The following is a 12,561-nucleotide window of genomic DNA, read 5'->3' as shown; positions in this document are numbered from 1 at the left end:
TGTCCCGCTCTGTCTGCTTAATCCATGAAAAAAGCTGTGATCTCCGTTTATCAGAGTCCACAGCTTTGTATTCTCAGCACAGATCTGCCCTGCTGCTGAATTAAAGACTTTCAACCGCAGTTTCCGCAGCGATCCTTCCATATACGGCACAACGTGTCAGACAGGAACCGCCAAAATAATCGTCATAGAAGAAACCGCCGGTCCCTTCGCCGCAGGCATAGAGATTCGGAATCGGACTGCCGTCTGGTTCAAGGACTTCGGCCTTGGTTGAAATCGCCAGTCCGCCAAAGGTCAGTGAAGTACCCGGCACCAGCGGATAAATGCCGTAATACGGCGGCGTATCAATTTTCAGAGCCTTTGCCGACTTGTTGACGGCCAGACCCTCGGTAGTGCCGGCCTCTGTCACATGACGGTTGAATTCTTCAACTGTCTGAACCAGCACAGCCGCATCCACTCCAAAGTAGCCCGCCATTTCTTCAATCGTGTCTGCTTTCCATGTGATCACTCCCTGGCCCTGCAATTTATCCATTGTTGCCTGAACCGTCTCCAGCACCTTGGAATCGAAGATCAGCCCATCCTTCTGGACTGGTTGATTAAACACGGCCTGACCATGGCGCACAGATCCCAGTGCTTCGTCCACAAATCGCTGTCCTTCGGAATTAACGGCGATCATATATGGAATGTCATTGCCCGGTTGGCCCTTTTCCTTATAGATCGGATCGACCGCCGACAGATGAATGCTGCGCATGCCGCAGGAATTGACAGTATAGCCGCCGACTGCCTGGGCCATGGCAATACCGTCACCAGTACAGCCTTCCCGGGCCCTGCACATAATTTCATCACCATTTTCACCGACATGGGTTTCCAGAAATTCTTTATTTGCCGCGTAGCCTCCAGTACACAGAATGGTCTTTTTGGCTTTAATCTGGGCATAATGGCCATCCTGGCGGACTACCGCACCGCTGATGCCATTTCCGTCATAAATCAGCTGAACAGCCTTGGTATTAAACATCAGGCTGCCATTCATTTCAATGTATTTGTCACGCAGCCGGGTCATGGTATCGCCCATGGCAGAAACTGTCGTTCTGACTTCTGGGAAAGCCGGGAATACGGAATACGGCTCGCCGTACTGAATACCCAGTTCCAAAAGCCATTGATAGCTTTCCCACGCCCCCTCGGCCAATGTCGTCAGATGATCGTAGTTTGATTTCTGCAGCGCTTTCATATACAGTGCATCGGCGTAGGCCTTCGCATCAGATTCACTGCCGGAAACTGGAATCAGCAGTGAACCGCCGCAGATCATTGAGGAACCGGCCCAGTCAAAACCGTCGCCGCTGGCCTTATCAATGATCAAAACATTTTTGTTCCCTAGTTCCATCGCATGAATTCCGGCAATAAAACCAGCCATCCCGCTGCCGATGATCAGAATATCCGAAGACGCTAGCGTCTCGATGGATTCCTTGTCAGTCGTTTTCTCGTCTTCGGTACTGCACCCTCCCAGCAGGGAAACCGCAGCGATGCCGGCCGTTCCGGCAAGCGCTCCCTTGAGGAATCCTTTTCGTGTCATTTGTTGACTCATTTCTTTCTCTCCTTTTCTTCACAGATTGATAAAATTATATCAAAACAGTTTCTTATTATTCTTTCCGTTTTTTCTACCTTTGGCTTACCTATGCCGTTTTGGAAACGTTTGATATAATAGGAACGTAATCCTGGGAGGAATTGCTATGAATATCAGTGAATGTCGGATTCTGATTGCTGCCGCCGAAGAAATGAGTTTTTCCAAAGCTGCTTGCAAGCTGTATGTCTCGCAGAGTGTGATCTCGAAAACGGTAAAGAAACTGGAGGCTGAGCTCAATACCGCGATTTTCAGCCGTAGCTCCCGTTCGGTCTGTTTGACACCCGAAGGTCGAAGGGTCATCGACGCCGCTGAAAATATCGTACAAATTTATGACGCATTGAATCAATCGCTACATCAAAATCCGGAACTGGCCGCCAAGCCACTGTCCATTTGGTACTCACAGATGGCGGAGTATCTGATGACCGGTATTTTTAATGATCTGGTATCCGCTATTCCTGGACTCATGCTTCAGGTCAGCTGTGACCCCAGTGACGAAAAGAAAAATTATGACCTCGTTTTAATTCCCGAAGATCTCAGTTCTTCCCTGTATTTCAACGGCTATCAAAAACGACCGTTGATCCGTAATGAGCTGTGTCTCGCAGTTTCTGCGTCTAACCGACTGGCTCAGGCTTCCAAGGCAGTGCTGTCCCGGCTGCAGGCTATGACGCTGATCCTGCTGGAAAGTCGCTCGTCAATTTCTCTGAATGACCGGCTATTAAAGCTGCTAAAAGACCGGCAGATTGAAGTACGACGGATTCTATACGCAGACAATCTGACTGAAATTTATAAAAAACTGTCCATTCTAGACAATGCCTGCGCATTCATTCCCGCTCTGGCCCGCGATCATGCCTTCAGCGGCATTGCCTTTCTTCCAATTGAAGACTGTACTCTGAATACCGACCTGGTTTGCCTGGCAAAGAGCGATCCCTCTAATTCGGTCATTGAACAGGCCGCAGATCTGATTCAAAAACAATTTTCCCAATTAGAACAGTCGGATTATTTATAAGTTTCATCGCCTTCCGATATTAATTATTATTTGACAATCAATTCTGCCTGAGCTTTCTAAAGATTCTGACAATAAAAGAAAGGGCAGAGTCTAATTCTTTGATTCCGTGTTTGTGGAAAGGATAACCTTCAGAACAATAAAAACATGAAATCGTCCAATCGACTATGTGCTGTGTAACATTGATTACACTATAATAACCTGTAATCTTGATGAATTAATTACTAGATCCGCTAACTATTGTACATAAGTACAGATCTTGTATCTGAGTCTATTTCTTTATTTCGCTTGAACCTATCGGAATAAAGCATTCCAGGTAACGACTTTTCTCTGCATCCTTTTCCGGCTGCAGAATGAACGTGAAGTTAATCAGAGCATAACCTTTTATCTGATAATTATGCCTTTTGGCATAGGCTAAAAGCGGCTCTAAAATCCGCGGGTCAATCCCTTTGTTGTCATGATCCTTTATCAGCGAATGCAGACAAAGACAGCCGCCGAAAATCTGGATTTCATTTTGTCCTATCTGTTGACTTAAATCCTCATACAAAGATAAGGGCGCAGTGATTCCCCAACGAACATCATAGGAATTTTGATCATTCAGATCGACAACGTAATTTGTTTGGACGAACGGCAGATAACGAACCCAATCAGAAAACAACTCGGTATCACGGCTGCCATCTTCCAAACTGCCTGCCACTGCGCAGACCGCCGGCATTTTCTTTACCGTGATTTCATTCAGCTGTTCTTCAGCCTGATCCAAAAATTGTATGTCATGATTCAGCTGTTCCAGCAGCGCTTGTTTCTGTTTAATTTCTTTTTGGATCTCGGCATTTTTATCTTTCAGCTGCCGTAAAACTTCAGACCGCTGACCAACATAACAAAGGCTTTTCGCCTCATCCAGAGAAAAACCATAAGAACGGAAATAGAGCAAACGATGAAGAATGCTGGATTCCTTATAAGAATAAACACGATATTTACCCAATGATTCCGGATCAATCAAACCTTTCTTTATATAAAATTTTAAGCCTTCCGGCGACAAACCCCAGAGTTCTGCAAAGGTTCCTGTTTTATGCTCCATAGTTATTTCCTTTCCACTCTTCGCTTATTCCTTTTGACTTCCACGCAGACCGTTCTTCCTTCTCAGTTTTGATTTCAGTATAAAGCATTCCTGGGAATATGAAAAGATGCCTTAAAAAAGGCACCTTCTTTATTCCCAGTCTTTTTGATTCTGAATGATGTGACCTGCGGCAATATAGGCCATGACCAAACCTGGGCCCACTGTGCCTCCGGCTCCTGTATATCCTCGGCCCGGTCCGCCAAAGCCGGAAAAGTTACCGCAGGCGTATAACCGGCCGATCGGTTTTTCTGAAATATGCAGACACTGCGCGAATTCGTTTAATGCCGGACCACCCACGGTTCCTAACATGTTTGGCGCTATCTCCAATGCGTAATAAGGTGCTGCGTCAATCGGTCCGAGATTGGATTCCAACGGAAGCGATGTATCCCGCATACGGTTAAACATCTGATCCATATATTGTTCACCCCGATGGAAATCCGGATCCTTTCCTTCAGCACAGTATTGGTTCCAGCGGGCAACTTCGGCTATTAAACCTTCCGGATCAATTCCGGTTTTCTGGGCCAGCTCTTCCAGACTGTCTGCCATGATCGCATAGGGAGGAACTCCGTCAACAAGATCGCCGATGAAGAAATCTACTGAGAAGCCTTTGATTTCATCGACAAATTTCTGATCGAAAATTTCAAAGGCCGGAAGGTTGCTTTTACCATACGGCGCAAAGGTATCAAAAGCTGCAAACGGCAGCCATAAAGAATCATAACTGGCCGATTCATCACAGAAACGATGACCCTTCTGATTGACAACAATCTGGCGCGGGAAATAGTGGCCAAAGAAAATATTGGCTGGAGAATTCATCGCCTTCTGTTCTTCCGCTTTTGCCTTATATGTCCAGTGACCAAAACATTCCGACATGTTCATCAGTTTTGGTGCCAGTGCCATCGTTGCTTTTAACATCGTCCCATCATTAGAACTTAACGAACAAGCATATGGTGTTTCCACTGCCAGGAAAGAATTCTTCATTTCGTCATTCCAGTCGAAGCCGCCGGCACCGCAGACCACGCCTTTGCGGGCTTTGATCGCAATCGGTTTGCCTTCCTGCTCGCATAAAACGCCCAGGACTTCCGGCACATCGTCAGCATCATAACGCCAGACATAGCCCGTAGCTTTGGTTGAAGTCATCAGTTTTCCGCCGCACATTTCAATGGATTCCAGATAAGCATTTTTCCACTTTGTAACCCCGCCGTAAGAAACGGAGTGGCTTGCATTAGTCACGCCGCCTTCCCACTCTGCCTGATAATCACCGAATAAACCGCTGACCTGGGAATGGACTGGCTCGCTGCATCGTGCAAACACTTCATCATAATAATCAATAGTTGGCTGTGAATTGTCAATATACGCTTCTAACTGTGCGTCAGAGATAGGGACTTCCCGACAGCAATTCCGCAGATAGCTCATCATTTTTTCTTTGGTGTCCCCTGCTTCTATAGACCATTTGTTCATCGGGAACCAGCCACCGCCCCCGGAGAAGCCTGTTGCACCTCCGGCAAAAGCACTGGCTTCGACACAGATCGTTTCCAAGCCTTCGTTGGCCGCTCGGATTGCCGCATAGCTGGCAGTTCCGGAGCCGATCACTACAACGTCACATTCATAGTCCCAATGTTTTGGCTCGTTAAATATTTTAGCCACAGCCGGCGTTGTTTCTGCATTTTGGCAGCCGCTCAACAAGCTTGCGCCAGCCAATCCGACTGCCCCGGCAGCCGCCCCTTTGATAAAGTCCCGACGAGTGATGCCTTTCGTTTTGTTTTTATCCATCTTTTTCCCTGCCTTTCCAAACCGAAAGTCTTTCGATAGCTTTATCGTACTCTCGGTACTTGATACCGAGTCAAGGAATAAAGTTCATAAATTAACAAAACAAATCTCTTTAATTACGCCTTCAATGTTAGACCCTTGTTAAACGTATCCTCTCGCGTTTACCGATCACTACAAGTCCTGCCAGTATGGCTCCATAGGCAATAAAGCTGACTCCTGTTCCCCATTGGCCATATTGAATCAACATATAAGCAAACAAACCTGCCGCAAATTCAATAAATCTTCGCGGTCCTTTACCCGTAAGCAGGATGCTAAACAGCTGAGCTATGATCAAAAAGACAAATAAAAGTTCAATTATGGCTAGCACAATATCGGCAGCCTGAATTGTGCTGTAAGCTGAGTGAAGCAATGCCGCTGCTTCTGCAGGAATTTGATCGGTCTGTCCGCTCACGCTTAATAAGCCATATTGGATTAGAGGAGAATAGCTGACCATACTGGCCACAAATGTATTGATCATCGCATATCCTCCATAAATCAGACTTATTTTTCCACTTTTCGCAGCGGACAAACGACGGAAAAACAAACTTGCGGTCAGTGTCCAGGTTATAACGGTAATGATTAAATAGAAAAGCATAGCGCCTAAAGGTTCCAGCTTCATCATCCAGGCATTTTTTAAAAGGTTTAAGATCAAATTCGCTGTCAAATAATAACCAGCGCCCAACAAAATCCATGGGATTTTCGGCTTTGTCCCCGAAGTGAAAATCAGACTTAACGGCAAAGCCAAACTCATCACGGCCAAGACTGAAAACAAAATCAATTTTACCATCAGGTTACCCTCCTTTGCCGCTGGAACCAATCAATCAGCGGACCGGTTGTCAGAATGGAAATCAACGTTCCGATGCCGACGATGCCGCCCAGCAGCCAGCCCATCCATGTAAACAGAAAATCAACTCCCCAACGCAGCCGCCGATAGCTGATTCCAGTTTTCTCCTGCAGCGCATAAATCAGGCTGTCCAGTCCATTCATGCCAAGCTGACAGCGGATCAGCATTGCCAAAGAGAATGCATACAGTGTCTGACCGGCTAAAAAGACAAGCACGCTTCCGGGCAGACCCGATCTGACGATAAAACTGCCTGTCAGGGCAACCGTTGAGTCAATCGCGAAGCCGGTGATCAGTGCTGAGATCACAGTGCCGGCTCCAAAATATTTCCGCGCTGCCATTAAGGCCGTCAAAATCAAAATCAGATTGTAAAGCCGTGAGGCTTGTCCATAGCTGATCCGCAGCTGTTGATGCAGACCATCCTGGAAAACCGTGACTGTATCCGAGCCAATACCGGCTGTTAATATCAGTCCGACGCCAATGCCGATGCCAGCCCCGGCCACTGCTGCCAGCGCCATTGTTTTCCATGTTAAACTAGAGCTCTTCTCCATTCGTTTCTATCACCCGCTTGTACCACCCAAAGCTCTTTTTCTTAAACCGTTTCCGGCTGCCCGTTCCGTCGTCATTCAGATCAACATACACAAAGCCATAGCGCTTGGACATTTCATTCGTCGTACAGCTGACGATATCAATCGGTCCCCAGGCACAGTAAGCGAACACATCGACACCATCGTGCAAAGCTTCCTTGATAGCTTTAAGATGTTCCCGCAGATAATCAATCCGATAATCATCCTCTACCGTTCCCTCTTTCAGCTCGTCCAAGGCTCCCAATCCATTCTCCGCAATCATTAGCGGCAGCTGGTAGCGGTCATAATAGACGTTGAGCGAATTGCGCAGGCCCAGGGGGTCGACACACCATCCCCAAACGGAGGCAGGAAGAAGCGGATTGCGTGAAATATCGTTAAGCTCCGGCGTGTTGCGGACAGCTGAGTTCATGCGTGAGTAATAATAGCTGAACGCCATATAATCAGCCGTGTAGTGCTTAATCAGATTCAGTTCCTCCTCTGTCCAGTCAATGTTCAGCTGATGATCCTCAAAATAACGCAGAGCATACCCTGGATAATACCCGCGGATCCGCACATCGCCGTAGAAAAACTGACTCATCTGATTTTTTTGCAGGGTGCTGAACACATCTTCGGGCGAAGCGGTTTCCGGATAGCAGTTATGATCGGATATCATCATGCCGAGTTTGAAGTTCGGATCAATTTCCCGTCCTAATTTTGTCGCTAGTGAACAGGCCACAAACTGATTGTGGATTGCCTGATATTTTGCTTCTTCCAGATTCTCCACCTGATCACATAGAATTCCCAATGAATTAAATGATTCAACATAGATTAAATTGATCTGATTGATCAGAATCCAGTACCGCACCTTCCCCTTATACCGTTCAAAGCAGGTTTGGGCAAATTGAGCATAGAAATCGATCAGCTGTTTATTACGCCAGCCGCCGTATTCGGTTACCAGCTTGAGCGGCAGTTCGTAATGAAACAGCGTGATAATCGGCTCCATGCCGTTGGAAAGAATCGCATCAATCAGATCATCATAAAATTTTAACCCTTCTTCATTGGGCTGATCATCATCGCCATGGGGATAGATCCGCGCCCAGTTGATTGAGGTTCGGAAAGCCTTTAATCCCAACTCCTTCATCAGTGCCAGATCTTCTTGATAAGTGTGGTAGAAGTCAATGCCGCTGCGTTTGGGAAACTGCCAGTCCTCATCCATCGCCAGTAAATCATTTAACCGCGAGCTGGTCATTTCTGAATCCGCATCGCGTTTGCCGCCGCGGATCAGATGGGGATCATGCCAGTCAACGTCAGGAACGGACAGTCCTTTGCCGCCTTCGTTCCATGCGCCTTCCGCCTGATTGGCCGCAATCGCTCCGCCCCACAAAAAGTCATTTGGGAATCCGTGTTTCATTTGTTCCTCCTTATTTTGCTTCTTTGTATAAGAAATCAGCTTTGAAAAGCAGCTGCCTGGAATGCAGGCAGCTGTCTGTCATTTACACATGCCGCAGAAAATACAGTTCACTGAGTTCTTTGATCAGATCTATCGTTGCCATCGTCGTCATTAAATGATCCTGAGCGTGAACAACGATGATTGAAAATTCAGCGTGCAGCTGATCTGCAGCTTCCTGCTGAAGCATGGCATACTGTGTTTTATGCGCCTCATTAATTTTATTCTCAGCTTCCTCCATCTTCGCTTCATAGCCGGCATGATCATTTTGTTTCGCCGCTTCCAAGGCTTCATAGGCGGAACTTTTTGCATCTCCGGCATACGAGATAATTTCAAAAGCTGTCATTTTGATATCGGTCATGTTTCTGCCTCGTTTCTTTTGTTGTTATGCTGAGGGATTGGCTGCTTCAATTTCAGCCGCTTCCCCGCTTTCCTGTTCAATGCAGCGTTTTTCATAAATCTTGAAGAACGGGTAATAGATCATCCAGTCGATCGCAAACATCACGACCACTAGCAGGCAGGACCGCCAGTCCAAAGTCGAGATGAATGCCCCTAAAACCGTCGGGGTCGTCGAAGTCAGAAACAGGAATGAATGATTAACCAGTCCCAGTGAAGTACACAGCCAGCCTAACAGGATATTGGCGGACGGCGCCAACATGAACGGAATCACCAGGATCGGATTCAGGAAGATCGGCAGACCGAAGATCACAGGTTCGTTGATATTAAACAGTGAAGGTACAATCGCAACCTTGCCGACCGCACTGAGCTGCTTCGACTTACTCTTAACACACATCGCACATAAAGCCAGCGTTGATCCGGCACCGCCAATGCAGGAATAATACGCCCAGAATGACTGCGTATAGACATGCGGCAAGGCATTCAGCGCTGTGCCAGCCGCAAAAGCTTCAGCATTGGCTGTCAAGGTGACCAGCTGCAGCGGATCCAGCAGCGGACCGACAACGGTGGTAGGATGAATTCCAAATGAAAACAACAAGTTTTCAAAGGCGGTCAGCACGGTTACGGCAACTGGATTTTCCACCGCTACGGTAATCAGCGTGAAGATGTACTGCCACAGCTCAGGCAGTAGTTTGCCGAACGCCAGCTGCGAAATCACGCTCAGCGCATAGAAGATGATCAAGGCGTAAACATACGGGAATATCGTGCTGAATGTATTCTCAATGACCTGCGGAACGCTCGGCGGCATGTGAATCGTCCAGCCCTTTTCGATTGAAATCCGCATGATCTCGACAGATCCCAGGGCCACCAGACAGGCTACCAGAATACCGACTGATCCTAGATAGGCAATGGACATTGCCCCCGAAATCACCGGCGAAGCGATCAGCAAATAAATCGACGTCGCGCATACCGCAAAATTCACAGCGTTCTTTTTATAATGTTCAGCCAGTGAATAAGCTACGGTAAAGCAGATGAAAATGGAGATGATGCCCAGCGTGGCTCCATAGGGTGCGTAACAGATATCCTTGAAATTCATAGACATCTGGAACCAGGCATTCATGAAGGCATCAAAGAAACCCACGCCTGTCGCATAGCCTTCCTGCCATGGACATTTGTAGATTAAGAAAGCAATGCCGCCGACAAACGTAAACGGCAGCGCACTGACAACGCCGTCGCGCAGTGCCAAAAAGTGTGGTTCGGTTCCGAAGAAGGTTGCCATCGGCATGCACATTTCTTCAAACCGGTCGAGGAATTTTTTCTTTTCGTGTTGTTCCTTCGCCATGGAATAGAGTCCCCCTTTATTTTTGTTTTGTTTGTTCACAGCGGCGAATCTGATCCAGAATCGCCTTGCCGTTGCAGCGGCCGAAGTCTGCCGGTTCAATGTTCATCACCGTTAAGCCCTCATAAGGCTCAGCCAGACTTTGAATGGTTTTGATCTGATAACGGATCTGCGGTGCAAGCAGGACATAATCATATTTGCCCATGACCTTTTTCGCATCCGACAGGGATTTTGCTTCGATCGTCCACGGTTCGTCACTTGCCAGGTTTTCTTTCATTTTCTGCAGAACGACGCTGGTGCTGGAACCGCAGGCGCAGACCAGTAAAATGTTCATTGTACTTTCCTCCTCATTGCTTCTGACTTATTTATACCATTTGAACATGAACGGTGTAGGAAAGTGTTTCTCTATCGAAAAGGTAAACATGATTTGAAGAATTTACCTTTGTGTTAAAGAAGATAAAAACAGCTTCCAATTTTATAATTGTTTATAATGGAAAAGAAAAGAGGGGCGTTTTATGTACGAAAAAGACCGGCCGATCCTGCTTCAAAAGCTGATGGCTTCCTCAGAACCACAGTCCAGCTCGGCGCTGGCTTTTATGCTGAACGTCAGCGTCAAGACGTTATTGAAATACATCAATCAGCTCAAGGATGAATTGATGGAAAACGGGGCTGATATTTTAATCAAGCGCGGGTCGGGATCGGTGCTGATCGTCTATGATCAGGAAAAATTTAATCATTATGTTCAGTCTCTGAGTGAGGGGGAAACCGATACTGTCGATTCGCCGGAAAACCGCAAAAAATATCTTCTGGCCCGCTTAATCACGGAAAACGAATATCTGAATCTGTACGATCTCGCCGATGAAATTTACATTTCCCCTTCCTCACTGCGTAAGGATCTCAGAGAACTGAAACCCTTGCTTGAGCGTTATCATCTGATATTGCAGCACAGTCACAGCAACGGCTACCGGATCATCGGCAAAGAAAAAGATATCCGCCGCTGTCTGTCCAAAGAAGCGTCGATCAGCGGAATCATCGATTTTCTGCCGCAGGAAACAATATACAAATCAAAACAGCTGAGCCTGATCCAGCACGTCATTGCTGAATCGCTGATGAATGCCAACATCTCAATCACTGCTGATTCATGCAGCGCGCTGTCCCTGCATATTCTGATTGCGATTAACCGTGTGGAAACCAACAACATCATCAGTCAGGAAGTCAGCGAAGAAATGCGGCAGTCGCTGGAATACAAGACGGCGCTGGATATCAACCGCTCGATTGAGGATATTTTTCATGTGTCGCTGCCGGAAGCCGAGCTGTGCTATTTTGCTTTCCATATCAACGGAAAAAAGAAGATCAATGCCGATCACAGCGACCTGGGAGAGGAATGGCCGCAGGACGCGGTTATCTTTTATAACTTGTTTCTTCGCAGTGTTTTAAAATTATCGAAAATAGATTTGTTTGAAGATAAAGACCTGCGCACAAATTTACTGACGCATATCGTGCCGTTTCTGCATCGTCTGGAAAACAATATGCAGGTGACGCAGTCCAATCTTTTATCCATCCGCGATGAGTTCCCGTTCGCCAATGAACTGGCTGTCTGCGGCTTGTCATTTATTCCCAAAAAATATGGAATCATAGTATCCGAGGAAGAAATCATGTATTTCACCCTGCATATTGCCTTAGCTTTAGAGCGGGGGCCGGAGGCGCGGGTGAAAGTAAACATCGCCGTGATCTCTAACGATATATCAAGTTTGTTTAAGCTGATTGCCTATCGGCTGAACAAGACGCTGGCGGATTTTATTAATCTGGTGAAGCTGTTCGATGCAAAAACTTTGGATACGGAGGAACTGAAAAAGTTTGACGTCATTCTGAACGCCACCGAAATGAATCTGCGCTTTGATAAGCCGACGTTAAAAATTCAGCCCAGTTTGTCGGAGAATGATCTGCACATTCTGCGTTTACTCTTGAATAATCTGAATGAGAAATTTCATTTGGACAAACTCATTCGGCCGGAACTTTTTTTAGAAATCAGCGCGGTTTCCCGACAGGAAGCACTGACGAAGCAAATCGACCACATTCGCAAAAATATTTCCCTGCCCAACGACTTTTACGATTCCGTCATTGCGCGCGAATGCATGGGAACGACCGAGTATAACAATAAGATCGCGATTCCTCATCCGTTAAACCCAGAACGACTGCCGAACTTCATCTCCATCTGCAAGCTGAAAAAACCGGTAACGTGGAACGCTAAACCGGTTCAGATTATTTTCTTGGTCTGCATCAATGAGAATCAGGCGCTCACGCGGATTTTCTTTGATAAAATCTCTAAAATTATTCAAAACAGTCACCTGGCGTTTGACTTGTTGGAAACCAAAAATTATGATGAATTTATGGCTAAATTCAGTCAGTTTTGAAAGGAGGAGCAAAC

Annotated in this window: 11 protein-coding genes; 2 read left to right on the top strand and 9 right to left on the bottom strand. The window is 46.7% G+C overall.

The genetic code is table 11. The annotated features are described in order from the left end of the window. Nucleotides 1-100: 100 nt before the first annotated feature. The gene (locus MCG46_RS01650) at nucleotides 101-1,579 is read right to left on the bottom strand and encodes an FAD-dependent oxidoreductase (protein ID WP_240277036.1); all 1,479 of its coding nucleotides are present in this window, start codon (nucleotides 1,577-1,579) and stop codon (nucleotides 101-103) included. Between the two features lie 145 nt (nucleotides 1,580-1,724). Here MCG46_RS01650 and MCG46_RS01645 point away from each other — a divergent pair, with 145 nt between their 5' ends. Then, nucleotides 1,725-2,624, top strand: coding sequence for a LysR family transcriptional regulator (locus MCG46_RS01645; RefSeq protein WP_240277035.1), 900 nt, complete (start codon nucleotides 1,725-1,727; stop codon nucleotides 2,622-2,624). Between the two features lie 268 nt (nucleotides 2,625-2,892). Here MCG46_RS01645 and MCG46_RS01640 read toward each other — a convergent pair whose 3' ends face one another. The 8 genes from MCG46_RS01640 to MCG46_RS01605 all read right to left on the bottom strand — a co-directional run bounded on the left by MCG46_RS01640 (nucleotide 2,893) and on the right by MCG46_RS01605 (nucleotide 10,467). Next, nucleotides 2,893-3,699, bottom strand: coding sequence for a MerR family transcriptional regulator (locus MCG46_RS01640; RefSeq protein WP_240277034.1), 807 nt, complete (start codon nucleotides 3,697-3,699; stop codon nucleotides 2,893-2,895). Between the two features lie 129 nt (nucleotides 3,700-3,828). Beyond that, complete coding sequence (locus tag MCG46_RS01635; protein ID WP_240277033.1) at nucleotides 3,829-5,508, bottom strand: FAD-binding protein; 1,680 nt, start codon at nucleotides 5,506-5,508, stop codon at nucleotides 3,829-3,831. Between the two features lie 127 nt (nucleotides 5,509-5,635). Continuing rightward, nucleotides 5,636-6,331: a hypothetical protein gene (locus MCG46_RS01630; protein ID WP_240277032.1), complete on the bottom strand. Its 696-nt coding sequence runs from the start codon at nucleotides 6,329-6,331 to the stop codon at nucleotides 5,636-5,638. Then, on the bottom strand, nucleotides 6,331-6,936 hold the full coding sequence (locus tag MCG46_RS01625; RefSeq protein WP_240277031.1) for a YczE/YyaS/YitT family protein: 606 nt from the start codon (nucleotides 6,934-6,936) through the stop codon (nucleotides 6,331-6,333). The genes MCG46_RS01630 and MCG46_RS01625 overlap by 1 nt, the downstream gene beginning before the upstream one ends. After that, nucleotides 6,920-8,362 (bottom strand): glycoside hydrolase family 1 protein, encoded by a 1,443-nt coding sequence (locus tag MCG46_RS01620; protein ID WP_240277029.1) that lies wholly within the window; start codon nucleotides 8,360-8,362, stop codon nucleotides 6,920-6,922. The genes MCG46_RS01625 and MCG46_RS01620 overlap by 17 nt, the downstream gene beginning before the upstream one ends. 82 nt (nucleotides 8,363-8,444) lie before the next feature. Continuing rightward, a complete protein-coding gene (locus tag MCG46_RS01615; protein ID WP_240277027.1) occupies nucleotides 8,445-8,759 on the bottom strand; it encodes a PTS lactose/cellobiose transporter subunit IIA in 315 nt (104 codons plus the stop codon). A 24-nt stretch (nucleotides 8,760-8,783) separates the two neighbouring features. Next, nucleotides 8,784-10,136 (bottom strand): PTS sugar transporter subunit IIC, encoded by a 1,353-nt coding sequence (locus tag MCG46_RS01610; RefSeq protein ID WP_240277025.1) that lies wholly within the window; start codon nucleotides 10,134-10,136, stop codon nucleotides 8,784-8,786. 16 nt (nucleotides 10,137-10,152) lie between these two features. Continuing rightward, the gene (locus MCG46_RS01605; RefSeq protein ID WP_240277023.1) at nucleotides 10,153-10,467 is read right to left on the bottom strand and encodes a PTS sugar transporter subunit IIB; all 315 of its coding nucleotides are present in this window, start codon (nucleotides 10,465-10,467) and stop codon (nucleotides 10,153-10,155) included. Nucleotides 10,468-10,648: 181 nt separating this feature from the next. Here MCG46_RS01605 and MCG46_RS01600 point away from each other — a divergent pair, with 181 nt between their 5' ends. Then, nucleotides 10,649-12,547, top strand: a complete 1,899-nt coding sequence (locus tag MCG46_RS01600) for a BglG family transcription antiterminator (protein ID WP_240277021.1) — start codon at nucleotides 10,649-10,651, stop codon at nucleotides 12,545-12,547. The last annotated feature ends 14 nt before the right edge of the window (nucleotides 12,548-12,561 follow it).

It is taken from the genome of Holdemania massiliensis (assembly GCF_022440805.1).
GTDB classification, from domain to species: domain Bacteria; phylum Bacillota_I; class Bacilli_A; order Erysipelotrichales; family Erysipelotrichaceae; genus Holdemania; species Holdemania massiliensis_A.
The sequence above is the reverse complement of the archived record's forward strand: the minus strand, read 5'-3'. Positions and strand labels throughout refer to the sequence as shown.